This window comes from Martinezella lusitana (assembly GCF_016901135.1).
Taxonomy (GTDB): Bacteria; Pseudomonadota; Alphaproteobacteria; order Rhizobiales; family Rhizobiaceae; genus Rhizobium; species Rhizobium lusitanum_D.
Genome location: NZ_JAFEVL010000020.1, coordinates 405,771 through 422,687, shown reverse-complemented (window position 1 = coordinate 422,687; position 16,917 = coordinate 405,771). Strand labels below are relative to the sequence as shown.

Below are 16,917 nucleotides of genomic sequence, written 5' to 3'. Positions count from 1 at the left end.
TGAGGGATGCGCACCATGTCTCCGATGGCGATCGTTTCACCGCTTCACGACTTAGAAGTCCGGCACAAATGGCTGCAGTGCCGAATAAGCCGCTAAACGTGCATGGCTCGCAATGAAGCCGTAACGAATTTAAGCTAATTTACTCTTATTCTTAGAATCGCTATGGAATTTCTGCTGAAAAATGCGCTATTCTTGATCGGTTTGCAGATCCAGCCTCCCGGAAACCGCAATGCTTGCGCGCCTGACCGCCCTTCTGCTTCTTTCCCCTGCGTCGGCCTTTGCCGCCGACTGGTGGTCCTATGACAATACGGGCTTCGGCTATGCGATCGAGTTGCCGTCGGAATTCCATCTCTCGGCGCCATCAGACGATGCCAACCGCCTTTCCCTGTCGCCGGCGGATCGATCTGCCATGCTGCAGGTTTTCAGCACCATCATCCCCAATGGCGACTTCTCGACGGAAGCGAATGTGCGCGTGGCGCTCGCCAAGGATCAAGGCTGGAAGATTTCCTACTCCAAATCGAACTCGCGCGGCATCAGCTTCTCCGGCACGAAGCAGGGTCGCATCGTCTATGTGCGCGGCGTAGCCCTCTGCAACGGCGGAGCGGCCTTTTTCCAGATGGATTATTCGAAGGCGGACATGCAGCGCTACGACGCCATGGTCATGCGCCTGGCGCGGAGCCTGCACCCCACGAAGAAATGCACGCCGACGGCCCAGGTCGTCAAAAGTTTTCCGGTGACAGGCTGAAGCATGTCAGCACCGCCGAATAGTGCACGGCGGCGGCGGCAATGACAAAGCCATGCCAGATGGCGTTCTGGAAGCGCAGCTTTTCCCAGACGTGAAAGATGACGCCGAGCGAGTAGATCACCCCGCCGATGACGATGAGGAGCATCGAAGGAAACGGGATATAGGTCGAGACCGGCTTGGCCACGATCACGCCGCTCCAGCCCATGGCGAGATAAAGCAGGATCGCCAGCCGATCGTAACGCCCCGGAAAGAAGCATTTCAGCACGATGCCGAAGGCCGCGAAAGCCCAGACTGCGATCAGCATGGCAAGCAGCAGCGGATCCTCCGCGCCGCGTTCGAGAAAGGGTGTATAGGTGGCGGCAATCAGCACATAGATGAAGGAATGATCGAAACGCCGCAGGAACCATTTGGTCCGCGATACGGGCCAGACATTGTAGGCGAAGGACATCCCCAATGTCAGCACGAGGCCGAGGCTATAGATCCAGGCGGCAGCGATCTCACCATGGGAGCTCCAGACGGTCGCGTAGAAGATCAGCACGGTTGCGCCGATCAGCGCAAAGACCACACCGACGCCGTTGACAATGCTGTCGGCGATCACTTCATATCGATCGTAAGCCCAGCGAATGCCTCTATATTCGGCCATCTGTTCGCGTTCCAATTCCGTAACAGCCCGATCCTTGCACCTCACCGAAGTGGAAGCAACCGCACCAAACGGGCATCTCAATAAATCTTCGTGAACGCATGGAGCATCTCGTCAACAGTGAGCGAACGCTCAATCCGCAATTTCTGGCCTTCTGTGAACAATCGAAATCCGCCATATAGGATGGTAAGTACAGTGGGCCAGAGGACATCGAAGAGGCATATCAACCGGCGAAAAATCTCCCGCCCACCGCTGACGGTTTCCTGCCGTCCACGCCGGTTGCCCTTTCCAGAACATCGAGGTTGGAATAACCCATGACCGAAACCGCCCCCTCCTATGCACTGACGCGCCCTGCCTATGTCGGCCAATCGCATCTCGTGGTCACCGACCTGCCGCTGGTGTCGCGTTTCTATCAGGACATGCTCGGCCTGAAGGTGATCGAGAAGACGGCGAGTGGCGAAGTCCTGGGTGTTGCCGGCCAACCTCTCCTGACCCTGACCACGGATCGCGCCGCCGTGCGCGCGCCGCAAACGGCGGCTGGCCTGTTTCACACCGCCTTCCTGATGCCCAGCCGTGCCGAACTCGCCCGCTGGCTTCGTCATGCCGCGCACAACAACGTCGTGCTCGAAGGCGCGTCCGACCACATCGTCAGCGAAGCCATCTATCTGTCGGACCCGGAAGGCAACGGCATAGAGATCTATGCCGATCGGCCGCACGAGCAGTGGACGTTCCACAGCGACGGCACGGTCGAAATGGCAACACTCCGGCTCGACTTGCAGCAGCTCTATGAAAGCGCTCCACAGGACCGCTGGGATGGTATGGCGGCAGGTTCCGCCATCGGCCACATCCACCTGCAGGTCGGCGACGTCGCGGAGGCGAACGCCTTCTATCGCGACGTTCTCGGCATGAAGGTCATGGCCGCGCGCTATCCCGGTGCGACCTTCCTTGCGACCGGCGGCTACCACCATCATCTCGGCGCCAACACCTGGAACAGCCGCGGCGCGGGCGTTCGCTCCGAACATATGACCGGCCTTTCGGACTACACCCTGCGCTTCAACGACAAGGCCTCGCTCGATAAGGCTGTCGCCGCTCTCGACCAGCACGAGATCAAGACCGAGAAACGCGACGGCGGCGTTTCGCTTCGGGATCCCTGGGGCATCGGGCTGAACTTGGTCGCGTAATTTGCCCGGCTCACCAAGCACGACAAGGCCCGTTCCGGAACCGGAGCGGGCCTTTCGCGTTTGAGTGGTAAGGCGATCGTGCCTACGGGGATTTGATGGGATGGAGATCGATAAAATCGCCGGCAGGCAGGCAGGCGGAGCGGCGGCGCAGGAAAGCGGCTCCGGCGCGGGGCGCGACCCATCCCAGGGATATGGCAACGAAGCCGACGCTGCCGAACTGGTGGATTATCCAACAAATGGCAAACTTCATGTCGCCGCCTCATGGGCGACCATAGGCATCTTCCTCATCCTGGCGCTCGCAGGCGTCTATATGATGTCGATGATCCTCATTCCGGTGACGCTCGCCGTCGTGGTCGGCATGATCCTTGGTCTCGCGGCGGAGAAACTGAGCAGGCTCGGCGTGCCCCGTGTCCTCAACGCAGTTCTCCTGTCGTCGGCGGTGGCGCTGGCCATCGTCCTCGTCGTCAACGCGCTCGCCGGGCCGCTGGCAACGCTGGCTCAGGAGGCCCCCGATTTCTTTCAGCGAACCTCCGATAGGCTGATGCCCTATCTCGACCGCTTCAAATGGCTGCATATTTCTCCGGAGACCTTTCAGAGCGGTCCGATGTCCATCAGCACGCTGCTGGAAAACAGCGGCAATGTCCTGCATCTTCTCTCCAGCAATCTCACACCGGCCATCGTTCAAATACTGATCTTCTTTGCTGCGCTCCTGTTGTTTCTCGCCGGCCGGGTCACCCTGCGCAAAACGATCATCATGACCTTTTCCAACAGGGCGTCGAGGCTGACGGCAATCCGCATCATCAATGCGGTGGAGCGGGTGCTCGGCTATTATTTCGCCACGGCCTCGCTGATCTATGCCGGCATCGGTGTTGCCATGACTATTATCGCCTATGTCGGCGGCATGAGCGTGCCGGTGCTCTGGGGCGTGTTTGCCTTCCTGTCGAGTTTCATCCCTTTCCTCGGCGTCACGACGATGACGATTGCGCTGGCGATCGCCGGCATCATCACGCAATCGGACATCATCTTCGCTCTTGCGCCGGCGGTTGCCTTCTTCGCCGTGCATCTTGCGGTGGAGAACCTGGTGTTTCCCGCGGTCATGGGCCGCCAATGGGAGCTCAACCCCTTTGTCGTCTTCCTCGCCATTATCTTCTGGACATGGATGTGGGGGGCCATCGGCGCCATGCTGGCGCTGCCGCTATCGTTGATCGTCATGACCGTCGTCGACGAACTCTTCATCGAGGAAAAGTCCCAGCCGCAATTGCCAGGCTGAGACAAACCGAGGCTTACGCCATCAGTTCGTCGTGCCGTCGTCACCCTTTTCGGGGATATCCTGCAGGCGGACGAACTGCACGCCCTTGGCCTTCAGCGCCAGGATGCTTGCCGCCACGCCCTCTCCCGCCGCATGCGTCGGCTGGTTGATGTGGGAAATGATGACATCGCCATCCTTGGCGGAGGCATATTGCTTTTCCACCATCTTGGCCGGCAGCAGCGAGCCGCTGTCACCGTTCACGGAATATCCGGCGATGCGATAGCCCATGCCGCGAATCTCCATGATGGCCGTAGGTGTGTATTTCGCGGTCGCGCCGCGGAACCAGTGCGGCTGCTGAATGCCGGCCGTAATCATGGCGTCGGCTCCGCCCTTCACTTCCTGCGCCACCGCCTGCGGCGAACCGGCAGCGGGGATGCCGTAGACCTTGGTCGGAACATCGACGGCCGGAATATGGTTCTGCCCGTGATTTTCCAGCTCGAAAAGATCGGGATGGGCCAGGAAGACGGCAAGCGAATCGGGGTTGGTGCGCAGCCAGCGCGCGGTGACGAAGATGGTCGCCGGAATATGCTGGTCGACCAGGGTGCTGAGAATGCGCGGATCGGTCTTGCCCATGCAGGCATCGAACGTCAGCGCGATGCGCGGCGCGCCCTTGCCTGCTCGATTGACGTGCAGATGCGGCTCGACGAGCTTGACATTCGAGGCAGGAGCCTTGGGCGGTAGCTCAGGCCAGCCGGCGGGCTGTTGCGTCGGCTGAGCAGCCAAGGCCATCGGAGCGACGGTGACAAGGAATGCGGACGTCAACAAAAAACGGTTCATTGGGCAGCCACCGAGCGGATCGAGCAAATGAAATCTGGCGGAAGAGGCATGTGATTGCCATAGGTTTTCCGCCGTGACGTTCGCCTTCATCCGGCAACACGCCGGAAATATGGCAAGCGGACGGCAAACGTGCCCACTTCGCATCACAAATGCCGTGACCTGCAAAGCATCGAGGTCCGGGCTTCAACCTGGCCGCGTCTATGCTACGATTGATATGAGGCCGCTGCAGCATTATCTGCGTATTTTTCCGTGCTCCCAAAGAGAGACATGCATGAGTCGCGATCCCTATGAAGTTCTGGGCGTAAAACGGGACGCCCCGCAAAAGGATATTCAAAGCGCCTATCGCAAGCTTGCCAAGAAGCTGCACCCCGACCTCAACCCCGGCGACAAACAAGCCGAGGACAAGTTCAAGGAGGTCTCGGCAGCCTATGGCATTGTCGGCGATGAGGAGAAGCGCGCGCGTTTCGACCGCGGCGAGATCGACAGCAGCGGTGCCGAGAAGCCGCCGCGCAGCTATTACCGCGACTATGCTGCCAATGAAGGCCAGCGCGGTCCCTATCAAAATGCCAGCGGATTTGCCGATTTCGGCGATGCCGACGACATGTTTTCCAACTTCTTCTCGCGGCGCAGCCGAGGCCAATCCCAAATGCAGGGTCAAGATCGTCACTATTCCATGGAGGTCGACTTTCTTGATGCCATCAACGGCGCGAAGAAGCAGATCAGCTTGCCCGAGGGGCCGGCCCTCGACGTCCAGATACCGCCGGGCACCCGCGACGGACAGACGCTGCGCCTGAAGGGCAAGGGCGATCCCGGCTTTAACGGCGGCAAGCCTGGAGATGCGCTGATTGCGGTGCATGTGCGCCCGCACCGGTTCTACACCCGCGACGGAGACGACATCCGGCTGGAACTGCCGATTTCGCTGACCGAGGCGGTGCTCGGCGGCAAGATCCGGGTCCCCACGCCGGCTGGCGCCGTCACCGTGACGCTGCAGCCGAACTCCAATACCGGCAAGGTGCTGCGGCTGAAAGGCAAGGGCGCACCGGTACGCGGCAAGGAGAACGGCGACGCCTATGTCTCCTTGAAGGTCGTCCTTCCGGATGCGTCAGATTCCGAGCTCACGCGTTTCGTCTCCGAATGGGAGGCCGGCAAGACGCAAGATCCCAGAAAGAACATGGGAGAATAAGCGATGAAAGAGAACGAGTTTCGACTGCACCTCGAAATCGAGACCACGGTGCTGGAAGTCTGGATCTCGCAAGGTTGGCTGGTACCGGAAATCACGGATCAGGGCCGGAATTTCCGCGAGGCCGACATCGCGCGCGGCCAGCTTATTCTCGACCTAAGCAATGCCATGGGCCTCAACGAACCCGGTGTCGATGTCGTCATGGATCTGGTGGATCAGCTTCACAGCCTCCGGGCAACGCTGCGCGACCTGACGGATGCCGTCCGTCGCCAGCCTTCCGATGTGCAGGAGCACATCCTGTCGGAGCTCACGCGCGTGGAAGTGCAAAAGCGGAGATAGAGCCTTTCCAAGCACGTCATGGAAAGGCTGCAGGCGCCTAGTCGTAAAGATAGTGCTGCTGCCAGCTGTCGCGCGGCACCTTATCGCCGATCTGGTAGCTCAGGTCCCGAACATGAATGTGCTGCGGGCCGGTGACGCAGTTATACGAGAGATGATACCAGTCGCCCTTGCTGCGGAAGACAGCTCCGGGCGCATTCATCGAATCCGGGTTCATGGCGGGATCACCGAACGTGTAGGCGATCACCTTGTCCGGCTTGAAACCCGTCTTTTCCGTGCCAATCCGCTTCATGGCCTCCGCGTCGCATGCCTGCTCCATCCGCTCGGAGGGATCAAGCTTTTCCAACTCCTTCTTCATGGTCGCGTCAACAGCGAAGGCAGAGTTAGCGAAAGAAGCCAAAGGAATAAGGATGGCAAAGAGTTTCAGCATGATGACCGGTCCCTTGCATTGTTCTGAATTTGATTGCGTCCGCTCCAGCGGGGAAGGCGGTTCAACCGCCCTTATGTCGACGCATTGTATGCCGACTTCGGTAAAGAATGTGGTCTCATCAAGGCAGCCCCCCAATCGGGTTTCCCACAAGCCACCTGTTCGATAGAGACTAATATCGGCGACTTGCATGAAACTTGAGGGGATACTTGCCTATTGAACCTCATGCAGCCGCCCTCTATTTCTCTCTTCTCCTCGTATCCGACTTTCACACCAGAGAAAGCGCTCCCGTGTCAGTTTTCAAGAACCTCCCCACCCCGCCTGCCGCCCCGAAAAAGCCCATTACGGATACGCGTCATGGCATCAGCCGCAGCGACGACTATGCATGGCTGCGCGCCGACAATTGGCAGGCGATGTTCAAGGATCCCTCGATCCTGGCCCCGGAAATCCGCGCGCATCTCGAAGCAGAAAACGCCTACATGAATGCCGCGATGGCCGACACAAAGGAGCTGCAGAAGGTTCTCTTCGGCGAGATGAAGGGCCGCATCAAGGAGGATGACAGTTCCGTGCCGGTCAAGGACGGTCCCTATTCCTATGGCACGCTCTTCGTCACCGGCGGCGAGCAGCCGCATTATTTCCGCGAGACCCGCGACGGCGGCGACCGCAAGCTTTTGTTGAACGGCGACAAGGAGAATGAAGGAAAGTCCTATTTCCGCCTTTCCGGCCTCGATCACTCTACCGACCATAGCCGCGGCATCTGGGGCTATGACGACAAGGGCTCTGAATATTTCACGCTGAAGGTCCGCGATCTCGAGACCGGCGAGGACCTTGCCGACGTGCTCGAGAACACCGGCGGCGGCGGCGTCTGGGCGCCCGACGGCAAGAGCTTCTTCTACACGCTGCAGGACGAGAACCATCGCCCTTCGAAGATCTTCCATCACATCGTCGGCACGCCGCAATCCGACGACCGGCTCGTCTATGAAGAGGAAGACGCGGGCTTCTTCATGGGCGTCGGCGGCTCTCTGCTCGACGATTACATCTTCATCGACATCCACGACCACGAGACCAGCGAATACCGCATCATCCCGACCTCGGACCTCAACGCAGAGCCGAAGCTGGTGGCGGAGCGCGAGACGGGGATCGAATATGAGATGACGGAAGGCGGAGACGTTTTCTACGTCCTCACCAATGACGGCGATGCCAAGGATTTCAAGATCATGGAGACGCCGGCCGACAGACCGGGCAAGGAAAACTGGCGCGAAGTGGTGGCCCACAAGTCGGGCACGCTGATCCTCAACCACATGGCCTATGCCCGCCATCTCATCTGGCTGGAGCGCAAGGACGGCCTGCCGCGCATCATCATTCGCGACCGCCGCAGCGGCGAGGAACATTCCATCGCCTTCGAGGAGGAAGCCTATTCGCTCGGCCTGCAGGGGGCCGCGGAATACGATACGGATGTCATCCGCTTCTCCTATTCCTCGATGACGACGCCGAGCCAGCTCTACGACTACAACATGGTGACGCGCGAGCGCACCCTGCTGAAGACGCAGGAGGTTCCCTCGGGCCACAATCCGGCCGATTACGTCACCCGCCGCGTCTTCGCGCCCGCCTGGGACGGCGAAACGGTGCCGGTGACACTGCTTTATCGCAAGGATACGCCGCTCGACGGCTCAGCACCCTGCCTGCTCTATGGCTACGGCGCCTATGGCATTGCCATTCCGGCCGGTTTCAACACCAATTGCCTGTCGCTCGCGGATCGTGGCTTCGTCTATGCCATCGCCCATATCCGCGGCGGCAAGGACAAGGGCTTTGCCTGGTACGAAGACGGCAAGATGGCGAAGAAGACCAATACGTTCAAGGATTTCATCGCCGCGGCCGACTATTTGAATGAGCAGAAGTTCACCTCTTACGCGAAGATCATCGCCGAAGGCGGATCGGCCGGCGGCATGCTCATGGGTGCGGTCGCCAACATGGCGCCTGAGAAATTCGCCGGGCTCATCGCCGCCGTCCCCTTCGTCGACGTGCTCAACACCATGCTCGACGACACCTTGCCGTTGACGCCGCCGGAATGGCCCGAATGGGGCAACCCTATCGACAGCAAAGAAGAGTACGAGCAGATTGCCGCCTATAGTCCCTACGACAATGTCGGGGAAAAGCCGTATCCGCCCCTCCTTGCTCTCGGGGGCCTCACCGACCCCCGCGTCACCTATTGGGAGCCGGCAAAGTGGGTCGCCAGGCTGCGCGACAAGACGACGGGCGAAGCGCCGATCCTCTTGAAGACGAACATGGATGCCGGCCACGGCGGCGCCTCCGGCCGTTTCCAGCGCCTGGAGGAAGTGGCGTTCGAATATTCCTTCGCCATCAAGGTCGCCGGCAAGATGTAGGCAGAAGCCCGGGAGGAAAGGATGACCGTCTTTGTCGCCCTGCTGCGTGCCGTCAATGTCGGCGGCACCGGCACATTGTCGATGGTGGACCTGAAGGCGCTGTGCGAAGAAGCCGGCTTTCGGGACGTCAAGACCTATATCCAGAGCGGCAATGTGCTCTTTCGCTCCGAAGACGATGAGGCCAAGGTGCAGGCAAGCCTAGAGGAGGCGCTGGAACGCAAGATGGGCAAATCGCCCGGCGTGATCCTGCGCAGTCGGCAGGCACTGGAGGCCGCTGCAGAAGGTTCGCCCTTCCCGCACGCCAAGCCGAACTATTTGCTCGTCACCTTCCTTCCGGAGACAGCACCGAAGGATGCTCTGGACAAGCTCGTCGCCCCAGGTGGCGAAGAGGTGCAGGTCGCCGGCAAGGAGATCTATGTCCACTACCCCGACGGCTCGGGACGTTCGAAGCTGAAGCTGCCTGCGCTCAAGGCAGGAACATCGAGAAATCTCAACACGGTGAAGAAACTGGCTGACATGGCGCGGGAGCTTGAAGAAGACAAAGGTTGACGACGAGATGGCGTGCGGTCGATTGCGACCAGTGTCTTGCGCCTCCTGCTCCCTGGCCCTACTTTAGAGGTATGAGCTCTCCCCTTTCCGAAATACGGGCACATCAGGCCCTGCCGATTCCGTTCGACAACAGCTATGCGCGCCTGCCGCCACAGTTTTTCGCGGATCAGGCGCCGACACCTGTTGCCGCGCCAAGGCTGATCAAGTTCAACGAGGCGCTGGCACGGGAACTTGGGCTAGACGCGGATGCGCTCGAACGCGATGGCGCGGCGATCTTTTCCGGAAACGAACTTCTGCCGGGGTCGCAGCCGATCGCCATGGCCTATGCCGGCCACCAGTTCGGCAATTTCGTGCCGCAGCTCGGCGACGGCCGCGCGATCCTTCTCGGCGAAGTGAAGGATCGCAACGGCAGACGTCGCGACATTCAGCTCAAGGGTTCTGGCCCGACGCCGTTTTCGCGGCGCGGTGATGGCCGTGCGGCGCTTGGCCCTGTTCTGCGCGAATATATCGTCAGTGAAGCCATGCATGCCCTCGGCATTCCGACGACTCGGGCGCTTGCGGCGGTCACCACGGGAGAGCCGGTCTACCGCGAGGAGGTACTGCCCGGCGCGATCTTCACGCGTATCGCGGCAAGCCATATCCGTGTCGGCACCTTCCAGTTCTTCGCTGCGCGCGGCGATACGGACAGCGTGCGGACACTGGCGGATCATGTCATTGCCCGGCATTATCCGGAGATCAGGGACCGAACGAACCCTTATCTCGCTCTGCTGGAAGCTGTGACCGAGCGGCAGGCGGCACTGATCGCTCGCTGGCTGCATGTCGGCTTCATTCATGGCGTCATGAACACCGACAATATGACCGTTTCAGGCGAGACAATCGATTTCGGCCCATGCGCCTTCATGGATGCCTACGATCCGGCAACCGTCTTTTCCTCGATCGACCGCAACGGCCGCTATGCCTATACCAACCAGCCGGCAATCGGCCAGTGGAACCTCGCACGCCTCGGCGAAACGCTGATCCCGCTGATCGACCCGTCCGTCGATACGGCGATCGACCTGGCGAATACCATTATCAAAGCCTATGGCGAGCGCTTCCAGGCCTATTGGCTCTCCGGCATGCGCGCCAAGATCGGCCTGGCAAACGAGGAAGATGGCGATCTCGAATTGATCCAGTCGCTGCTGGCGACCATGCAACAGCAGAGCGCGGATTTCACGCTCGCTTTCCGCCGCCTTGCGGCCCTTGTCGCGGATGAAGATGTCACGGATTTCGCCGCCACCTTCCAGGATCCGCAATCCATCGCGCCGTGGCTTCAACGCTGGCGAGAGCGGCTCGGCCGCGATCCCCGGACGGCAGCAGCGCGCGGCCAAGCGATGCGAAAGGTCAATCCGGCCTTCATTCCGCGCAACCACCGAATCGAGCAGGCGATCCAGGCGGCGGTTGAGGACGACGATTTCTCCCTGTTCGAAGCGCTGCTGACGGTGCTCGCTAAACCCTATGAGGACCAGCCTGCCTTTGCGCCCTACGCCGAGCCGCCCTTGCCGGCGGAACGGGTGCTGCAGACCTTCTGCGGCACCTGAGAGGCCCGGCGCATAAGCTCCGGACAGGCTTGCGGAGTCATCGTCCCGTCAACCCATAGGGAGATATGACGATGAAAGTGCATCATAGCACCCAGAATTATTTCAGCACCCCGATACGCAGCCAGCAGGATGCGGACTCCGACAGCAGCTCACCCTTTACCTTGCCCGACGATAGCAGCGAGCAGGAAACGCAGGCACCGTCCGTCGCATCCAGCGGCGTCCCCTCCTCCATTTCATCCGGCTTCTGGCTCAGCCAGATCGGTTCGACGACGTCCTCGGCGACCGATGACGCCACCGAGGAAGACAGCGCCGGCACAGCGAGCGACAGCAGCTCGACGTCATCGAGCGATCAATCCAGCCAGGACATTCTGGACGAATTTGCCAAATGGGCGAACATGTCGCCGGCGGACAAGATCCGGGCGCAATATCTGGAAGAGAACAATCTGACGGAAGATTCCTTCAAGGCCCTGCCTTCCGATGAGCAGAAGGCCATCAACGACCAGATCGCCGCCGAGATCAAGCAGAAGCTCGGCACCGACGAGAATGACGCAGACAAGGAAACGGACAGCGCAGCCGCCGCATTGTCCATCGCCTGAACATGTTGCGAAACCACATGAAGACGATAGGATCCTGATTCACATCACGATCGTATCGTCTTGTTTTGTCTGGGGTATTTCCTGCTATTGCCCCACCATTCCGGTGACGATCTTGCCGACGTCGGCGAAGACGGCCTCGATATCCTTCGCAGGCGCAGTCCCCTCGGCGACGAAAGTCGTGACCAGGATCGGGCCGCGATCCGGCGGCCAGATGACGGCGATATCGGCAAAGGAGCCGTTGTTGCCGGTGCCGGTCTTGTCACCGACCTTCCACTCCTTCGGCAAGCCGGCGCGCAGACGATTATCGCCGGTGGTGTTGCCGACCAACCAGTTGATCAATTGATCGCGCGATGTTTCCGACAGCGTATTGCCGAGCGTCAGGAGCCCGATGGTATCCAGCATAGCATCCGGCGTCGTCGTGTCGCGCGGATCGTCCTTGATCGCCTGATTGACATCGGGCTCATTGCGGTCGAGGCGGGTTTCCGTGTCGCCGGTGGTGCGCAGCCAGGATGTCAGCGCCGCGGGACCACCGAAGCTCTGGAGCAGCAGATTGCCGGCGGTGTTGTCGCTCAACATGACGGCGGCGCCGCAGAGTTCGGCGATGGTCATGCCGTCGGTGCCGGCATGCTTTTCGGTTTCCGGCGAATAGGTCACCACGGCGTCCTTGCCGTAGGTGACACGACGGTCGAGCTTTTCGACACCCTGATCGACCCGCGCCAGCACGAAGCCGACGGCAAGCGCCTTGTAGGTGCTGCACAGGGGAAACCGCTCTTCCTCGCGATGGCCGAGGGAAATGTTGGTTTCCGTATCCAGCACGGAGACGCCGAGCCGGCCGCCGGTCTTCTTTTCCAGATCCGCCAGCTGCTTGTCGACATCATCAGTCAGCTGCGAATTGTCCTGCGCCCCGCTGTCACTGTCCATGCCCTGCCCGCTGTCCGGCGTCGCGGGATTGTCCTGAGCGGCGGGCGCCTGTGGCGAGGTGCCGGCATCCTGGGCGAAGAGCACATTCGGACCGAATGTCAGTGCGGGCAGCAACAGCGCCGAGCCTGCCACGAGGCGGCGGCGGGTAAGCAATATGGGCATGCGAAAGCCTCCAGCGGAATCGGGCAGATTTTGGGCTATGCGAGGAATATGGCAAGCCTCTGACCGGCCCGATTGCTACCGGATTCTATGCCGCCTTGTCGACAGTCACTTCGACGGTAACGTGGGAAAGCTCATGAATATCGGCAAGTCGAGCCTTGTAGAAGGCCGGATCGCGCGACACGGGCGTTGCCACCGCGACGATCGCCGCGTGATGTCCAGGCCCAACCTGCCAGACATGAAGATCGGTGATGCGATCCTCGCCCGTTTCGATCGCCTCGCGAATCTCGTCCGGCAGGTCCTCGCCGGCCGGAATGAAATCGAGCAGAATGGCGCCGGATGCGCGCAGCAGGCTCCACGACCATTGCAGGATCACCAGGCCACCGACGATACCCATCAGCGGATCGAGGAAGGTCCAGCCGAACCGGCTGCCGAGTGACAAGGCAATGATGGCCAAAACGGATGTCATCGCATCGGCGATCACATGGATATAGGCCGAGCGCAGATTGTTGTCCTTGCCGCCATGGGCGTGATCGTGGTCGTGATGATGGTCATGGGAGTGGCCATGGTGATGATCGTGATCGTCGCGCAGAAGCCATGCGCTGACGATATTGACAACGAGGCCGACCGCGGCGATGGCGATCGCCTCGCGGAAATTGATGGCCACCGGATTGAAGAGCCGCAGCAGGCTCTCCCAACCCATCAGCAGCGCGATCAGCGCAAGCACGATGGCGCTGGCGAAGCCTGCGAGATCGCCGAGCTTGCCCGTGCCGAAGGTGAAGCGGGCATTATGCGCATGCCGGCGTGCATAGAGATAGGCAAGCGCCGAAATCAGCATGGCGCTGGCATGCGTCGACATATGCCAGCCATCGGCCATCAGCGCCATGGATCCATAGAGGCTGCCCGCAGCGATCTCGACGACCATCATGACGGCCGTCAGCGCGATGACGAGCCAGATGCGACGCTCGTTGCGTTGATGATCCGAGCCGAGAAAGACGTGGCTGTGGCCAGCATCGGAGGAAATACTCATGACATCATTCTCCTGTTGAACGTCCCGAAGCCTCTGATCAGCGCAGATAGGTCTTCAGCACATCGGACATTTCATCGACCGCCTGACGGCGGGCCTGCTCGTTCTCGGCATTGAGCACGTGCTCGTGCAGATGATCTTCCAAAATTTCGCCGGTCAGTCCCGTCAGGGCGCCGCGGATGGAGGCTAGGAGCTGCAGCACCTCCCCGCACGGCCGCTCGGCCTCAAGCGCTCGCTCGACCGCTTCCATCTGCCCCTTGAGGCGGCGAATGCGAGACAGGAGCTTGGCTTGCTGGCGAATGGTATGGGACATCTAGACCTCGATATATAATATAGAGGGGTATACTATTATTAACGCCGCAATGGAAGCCCGCCCCTTGCAAATCTCATGAGTAGCCGCATATATATTGCTCTAGAGACTAGAGGTATCGGAGGGTAAGAAATGTTGTCGATCGGCGACTTGTCCAAGCGTACCGGCGTCAAAGTGCCGACCATCCGCTATTACGAGCAGATGGGATTGATATCGGAACCCGACCGCAGCGAGGGCAACCAGCGGCGCTATTCCAAGGCCGATCTGGAGCGTCTGGCGTTCATTCGCCATGGCCGAGACCTCGGTCTGACGATCGACGCGATCAAGGAGCTGATCTCGCTCAGCCAGCATCCGGACCGCCCCTGCGTGGGTGCCGACCGCATCGCCCGCGAACATCTGGACGATGTGCGCGTCAAGATCGCGCAGCTGAAGAGGCTGGAGCACGAGCTCGAGCGTATCGTGTCGCATTGCGATGGCCACAGCATCGAAGACTGCTATGTGATCCGGGCACTGTCGGACCACGGACTATGCGAAGCGGAGCATTGAGGCGCCCCATTGACAAATACGCTGAACCGGATCATCTATGCGCCCATGATCAAGCACGCGCTCCACAATCGCTCGTATTTTTGGCTGTACCTGTAAAGGGCGGCCAAGACAGATCATTTTGTCAACAAGCCGCCGTCAGGCGGCTTTGTTGTATCGGCAGCGTCCTGACGGCTCATTGAAAAAACAAGGACGCAAATGCCATGCTAGACGATAGCGACATCTCACTTCTACGCCCACCGGTTCTGACCATCCGCAATGCGCACCCACGCGACCTGCCGGAGCTGAACGACATGATCCGGCTGCTGGCAGCCCATCACGGCGACCCTTCCGGCGCGACCCCCGAGCAGCTCGAGCGCGATCTTTTCGGCCCGATGCCGTGGATCACGGCGCTGGTGGCTGAAGGCGAGAACGGGCTGATCGGCTACGCCATCCTCGTGCCGCTCTACAAGGCGCAGGAAGGACAGCGGGGCATGGACCTGCATCATCTCTTCGTGCGTGACGGCCATCGCGGCCATGGGATCGGGCAGCATCTCGTCGACCGCGCCCGTGAAGTGGCCCGCAAGTCCGGCTGCAGCTTCCTTTCTGTGGGAGCCGCGACCGGTAACGTCCAGGCCCATCGCTTCTACGAAAATATGGATTTCAAGGCGCGCCCGGTCACCGGCATGCGCTACCTGCAGGCACTGGCCTGATGCCGGCCTTTACCCGGGATCGCCGTTGAACGCACTGAAATCAGCGATCGATGGCGATCCCGCGCCCGGCAAAGAACCTGTCGAACGTCTCCAGCGGCATTCCCACATTCTCGCGCGTTGCAGCGATATGGCCTGATGGATTGTGGAAGCGGATCAGGTCTCCTTCGAGCGCCGTCACCAGCACGAGATGGCCGCCCTTCGCCGGCGGCACGGTGTCCTGCCAGCGGATGGAATGGTGGACAGAGGCGATGAAGAACTGCGATTGCGTGAGGATATCGCCGATCTCCGCGACCGGAATTCCGGTGACGACCCTGGCATTCAGGCCGAAACGATCCCTGACGAAGGGAACGAACGGCGCATAGATCAGCCCCTTGATCCTGCCGTCCTGCTCCTCGACATAACCGCCGTGATCCTTGCATCCCATGGCCAGATCCATGATCGGGACTGTTTTGCCAGTGCGGGCGGCAAGAACCATCTTCAGGCAGGCCATGCCGCAGAGATTGCCGGCCCAGCGGGCATAGTCCTCGACATTGCGGGCTCCCGAAGACGCCCAAAGTGGGTCTTTCAGCAAGGCCGCTTGCGCGCCTTCAGCCACCACGGCCAGCGTCATATCAGGCGTTTCCCACTGGCTGAAATAGGGAACTTTATGCTTCACCGCTGCGTCCACGATCGCCCAATCCCGTTGCTGCACGCCAAACTCGTTGCGCTGTAAAGTTCAATGAAAATACGCTAGAAAAAAGGCCGTCCGGCTTCGATCTGCAACTGGGGGTACGCCTTGGAACAGCGGTTCACATTCGATGGCGTCGCCAGCTTGTATGGCAGCGCTCGCCCCATCTATCCCGAAGCGCTCTTCGATGGTGTCATCGCCTTCGCGAGTCTCAGCGACACCGATGCGGTCCTTGAAATCGGCTGCGGCACAGGACAGGCAACGCAAGGGTTTGCGCGCCGAGGTCTTTCCGTTCTCGCGCTTGATCCGGGCGAAGAATTGATCGCGGTCGCCAGGAAGAACCTTGAGGGCTTCCCAAAGGTCCGCTTCGCGCAGACTACCTTCGAGGCATGGCCGAGCGAGCCGGGAGCGTTCAAGCTTGTGGCGGCAGCGCAATCGCTCCACTGGGTTTCGCCGGAATTGCGCTTTGCCAAGACGGCCGCCCAACTTGCGCCTGATGGCACGCTCGCTGTTTTCGGCAACGTGCCGATGCCACCAGAGTCACCGCTCGCCGAACAATTTGCTGATATCTACGCCCGTCTTGCACCGCAGCTTTCCGGCCCTCCGGCGGAGGCATGGTATCTGCCGGACGGTCCATTCGCGGAATTGCTGCGCCAATCCGAATATTTCGAAGCGCCGGCACAGCATTGCTATCGCTGGAGCCGGAAGCATACCGCGCAAAGCTATACCGACCTGCTGCGCACGCTGTCAGGCTATCGGCTTTTACCGCCGGAGGAACGGGAAGCGCTTCTTTCCGCCATTGCAGATACCATCAATGCCCATGGCGGCGAATTCGAGTTGCGATACGAAACGCATCTTTATCTCGCCCGGCGCTCGGGCGTGGTCTAACAATCCCTT

At 60.5% G+C, this 16,917-nt stretch carries 19 protein-coding genes; 12 read left to right on the top strand and 7 right to left on the bottom strand.

Going from position 1 to position 16,917, the window contains the following annotated elements; all coding sequences use genetic code 11:
* The first annotated feature begins 229 nt into the window (after positions 1–229).
* The gene (locus tag JTP94_RS09230; RefSeq protein WP_204850209.1) at positions 230–745 is read left to right on the top strand and encodes a hypothetical protein; all 516 of its coding nucleotides are present in this window, start codon (positions 230–232) and stop codon (positions 743–745) included.
* Here the strand turns inward: JTP94_RS09230 and trhA are convergent.
* The gene (gene trhA / locus JTP94_RS09225; RefSeq protein WP_204850208.1) at positions 720–1,388 is read right to left on the bottom strand and encodes a PAQR family membrane homeostasis protein TrhA; all 669 of its coding nucleotides are present in this window, start codon (positions 1,386–1,388) and stop codon (positions 720–722) included. The two genes, JTP94_RS09230 and trhA, sit on opposite strands and share 26 nt — an antisense overlap.
* Positions 1,389–1,699: 311 nt before the next feature.
* Here trhA and JTP94_RS09220 point away from each other — a divergent pair, with 311 nt between their 5' ends.
* Together JTP94_RS09220 and JTP94_RS09215 are read left to right on the top strand one after the other, a co-directional pair.
* Entirely contained in the window at positions 1,700–2,566 is an 867-nt protein-coding gene (locus JTP94_RS09220) for a VOC family protein (protein WP_204850207.1), read from the top strand.
* A 100-nt stretch (positions 2,567–2,666) separates the two neighbouring features.
* The gene (locus JTP94_RS09215) at positions 2,667–3,836 is read left to right on the top strand and encodes an AI-2E family transporter (RefSeq protein ID WP_204850206.1); all 1,170 of its coding nucleotides are present in this window, start codon (positions 2,667–2,669) and stop codon (positions 3,834–3,836) included.
* Between the two features lie 21 nt (positions 3,837–3,857).
* On the opposite strand, the gene JTP94_RS09210 is transcribed toward JTP94_RS09215, so the two are convergent.
* Positions 3,858–4,604, bottom strand: a complete 747-nt coding sequence (locus tag JTP94_RS09210; RefSeq protein WP_409456598.1) for a polysaccharide deacetylase family protein — start codon at positions 4,602–4,604, stop codon at positions 3,858–3,860.
* Positions 4,605–4,923: 319 nt separating this feature from the next.
* Between JTP94_RS09210 and JTP94_RS09205 the strand changes: the two genes are divergently transcribed.
* Positions 4,924–5,835: a DnaJ C-terminal domain-containing protein gene (locus JTP94_RS09205; protein WP_204850204.1), complete on the top strand. Its 912-nt coding sequence runs from the start codon at positions 4,924–4,926 to the stop codon at positions 5,833–5,835.
* A 3-nt stretch (positions 5,836–5,838) separates the two neighbouring features.
* Positions 5,839–6,171 (top strand): chaperone modulator CbpM, encoded by a 333-nt coding sequence (locus JTP94_RS09200; protein ID WP_034507985.1) that lies wholly within the window; start codon positions 5,839–5,841, stop codon positions 6,169–6,171.
* A 37-nt stretch (positions 6,172–6,208) separates the two neighbouring features.
* On the opposite strand, the gene JTP94_RS09195 is transcribed toward JTP94_RS09200, so the two are convergent.
* On the bottom strand, positions 6,209–6,598 hold the full coding sequence (locus JTP94_RS09195; RefSeq protein WP_034507986.1) for a DUF930 domain-containing protein: 390 nt from the start codon (positions 6,596–6,598) through the stop codon (positions 6,209–6,211).
* 287 nt (positions 6,599–6,885) lie between these two features.
* On the opposite strand from JTP94_RS09195, the gene JTP94_RS09190 reads away from it, so the two are divergent.
* The 4 genes from JTP94_RS09190 to JTP94_RS09175 all read left to right on the top strand — a co-directional run bounded on the left by JTP94_RS09190 (position 6,886) and on the right by JTP94_RS09175 (position 11,701).
* The gene (locus JTP94_RS09190; protein ID WP_204850203.1) at positions 6,886–8,979 is read left to right on the top strand and encodes a S9 family peptidase; all 2,094 of its coding nucleotides are present in this window, start codon (positions 6,886–6,888) and stop codon (positions 8,977–8,979) included.
* Between the two features lie 21 nt (positions 8,980–9,000).
* The gene (locus tag JTP94_RS09185) at positions 9,001–9,528 is read left to right on the top strand and encodes a DUF1697 domain-containing protein (RefSeq protein WP_204850202.1); all 528 of its coding nucleotides are present in this window, start codon (positions 9,001–9,003) and stop codon (positions 9,526–9,528) included.
* Positions 9,529–9,599: 71 nt separating this feature from the next.
* The gene (locus tag JTP94_RS09180) at positions 9,600–11,105 is read left to right on the top strand and encodes a YdiU family protein (protein ID WP_204850292.1); all 1,506 of its coding nucleotides are present in this window, start codon (positions 9,600–9,602) and stop codon (positions 11,103–11,105) included.
* A 71-nt stretch (positions 11,106–11,176) separates the two neighbouring features.
* A complete protein-coding gene (locus JTP94_RS09175) occupies positions 11,177–11,701 on the top strand; it encodes a hypothetical protein (RefSeq protein ID WP_204850201.1) in 525 nt (174 codons plus the stop codon).
* Between the two features lie 84 nt (positions 11,702–11,785).
* On the opposite strand, the gene bla is transcribed toward JTP94_RS09175, so the two are convergent.
* The 3 genes from bla to dmeR all read right to left on the bottom strand — a co-directional run bounded on the left by bla (position 11,786) and on the right by dmeR (position 14,121).
* A complete protein-coding gene (bla, locus tag JTP94_RS09170) occupies positions 11,786–12,784 on the bottom strand; it encodes a class A beta-lactamase (RefSeq protein ID WP_204850200.1) in 999 nt (332 codons plus the stop codon).
* An 85-nt stretch (positions 12,785–12,869) separates the two neighbouring features.
* Positions 12,870–13,811, bottom strand: a complete 942-nt coding sequence (dmeF, locus tag JTP94_RS09165) for a CDF family Co(II)/Ni(II) efflux transporter DmeF (protein ID WP_204850199.1) — start codon at positions 13,809–13,811, stop codon at positions 12,870–12,872.
* 37 nt (positions 13,812–13,848) lie between these two features.
* Complete coding sequence (gene dmeR, locus JTP94_RS09160; protein ID WP_034508000.1) at positions 13,849–14,121, bottom strand: Ni(II)/Co(II)-sensing transcriptional repressor DmeR; 273 nt, start codon at positions 14,119–14,121, stop codon at positions 13,849–13,851.
* 129 nt (positions 14,122–14,250) lie between these two features.
* Here dmeR and JTP94_RS09155 point away from each other — a divergent pair, with 129 nt between their 5' ends.
* Together JTP94_RS09155 and JTP94_RS09150 are read left to right on the top strand one after the other, a co-directional pair.
* On the top strand, positions 14,251–14,664 hold the full coding sequence (locus JTP94_RS09155) for a helix-turn-helix domain-containing protein (RefSeq protein ID WP_204850198.1): 414 nt from the start codon (positions 14,251–14,253) through the stop codon (positions 14,662–14,664).
* A 200-nt stretch (positions 14,665–14,864) separates the two neighbouring features.
* The gene (locus tag JTP94_RS09150) at positions 14,865–15,353 is read left to right on the top strand and encodes a GNAT family N-acetyltransferase (RefSeq protein WP_204850197.1); all 489 of its coding nucleotides are present in this window, start codon (positions 14,865–14,867) and stop codon (positions 15,351–15,353) included.
* 40 nt (positions 15,354–15,393) lie between these two features.
* Here JTP94_RS09150 and JTP94_RS09145 read toward each other — a convergent pair whose 3' ends face one another.
* The gene (locus JTP94_RS09145; protein ID WP_204850196.1) at positions 15,394–16,044 is read right to left on the bottom strand and encodes a C39 family peptidase; all 651 of its coding nucleotides are present in this window, start codon (positions 16,042–16,044) and stop codon (positions 15,394–15,396) included.
* 84 nt (positions 16,045–16,128) lie between these two features.
* Here JTP94_RS09145 and JTP94_RS09140 point away from each other — a divergent pair, with 84 nt between their 5' ends.
* Entirely contained in the window at positions 16,129–16,908 is a 780-nt protein-coding gene (locus JTP94_RS09140) for a bifunctional 2-polyprenyl-6-hydroxyphenol methylase/3-demethylubiquinol 3-O-methyltransferase UbiG (RefSeq protein ID WP_204850195.1), read from the top strand.
* Positions 16,909–16,917 lie beyond the last annotated feature (9 nt).

Bases quoted from the DNA above. Each gene is read 5' to 3' on its own strand.
- JTP94_RS09230 (WP_204850209.1), top strand. From the start codon at position 230: ATGCTTGCGCGCCTGACCGCCCTTCTGCTTCTTTCCCCTGCGTCGGCC.
- trhA (WP_204850208.1), bottom strand. From the start codon at position 1,388: ATGGCCGAATATAGAGGCATTCGCTGGGCTTACGATCGATATGAAGTG.
- JTP94_RS09220 (WP_204850207.1), top strand. From the start codon at position 1,700: ATGACCGAAACCGCCCCCTCCTATGCACTGACGCGCCCTGCCTATGTC.
- JTP94_RS09215 (WP_204850206.1), top strand. From the start codon at position 2,667: ATGGAGATCGATAAAATCGCCGGCAGGCAGGCAGGCGGAGCGGCGGCG.
- JTP94_RS09210 (WP_409456598.1), bottom strand. From the start codon at position 4,604: ATGGCCTTGGCTGCTCAGCCGACGCAACAGCCCGCCGGCTGGCCTGAG.
- JTP94_RS09205 (WP_204850204.1), top strand. From the start codon at position 4,924: ATGAGTCGCGATCCCTATGAAGTTCTGGGCGTAAAACGGGACGCCCCG.
- JTP94_RS09200 (WP_034507985.1), top strand. From the start codon at position 5,839: ATGAAAGAGAACGAGTTTCGACTGCACCTCGAAATCGAGACCACGGTG.
- JTP94_RS09195 (WP_034507986.1), bottom strand. From the start codon at position 6,598: ATGCTGAAACTCTTTGCCATCCTTATTCCTTTGGCTTCTTTCGCTAAC.
- JTP94_RS09185 (WP_204850202.1), top strand. From the start codon at position 9,001: ATGACCGTCTTTGTCGCCCTGCTGCGTGCCGTCAATGTCGGCGGCACC.
- JTP94_RS09180 (WP_204850292.1), top strand. From the start codon at position 9,600: ATGAGCTCTCCCCTTTCCGAAATACGGGCACATCAGGCCCTGCCGATT.
- JTP94_RS09175 (WP_204850201.1), top strand. From the start codon at position 11,177: ATGAAAGTGCATCATAGCACCCAGAATTATTTCAGCACCCCGATACGC.
- bla (WP_204850200.1), bottom strand. From the start codon at position 12,784: ATGCCCATATTGCTTACCCGCCGCCGCCTCGTGGCAGGCTCGGCGCTG.
- dmeF (WP_204850199.1), bottom strand. From the start codon at position 13,811: ATGAGTATTTCCTCCGATGCTGGCCACAGCCACGTCTTTCTCGGCTCG.
- dmeR (WP_034508000.1), bottom strand. From the start codon at position 14,121: ATGTCCCATACCATTCGCCAGCAAGCCAAGCTCCTGTCTCGCATTCGC.
- JTP94_RS09155 (WP_204850198.1), top strand. From the start codon at position 14,251: ATGTTGTCGATCGGCGACTTGTCCAAGCGTACCGGCGTCAAAGTGCCG.
- JTP94_RS09150 (WP_204850197.1), top strand. From the start codon at position 14,865: ATGCTAGACGATAGCGACATCTCACTTCTACGCCCACCGGTTCTGACC.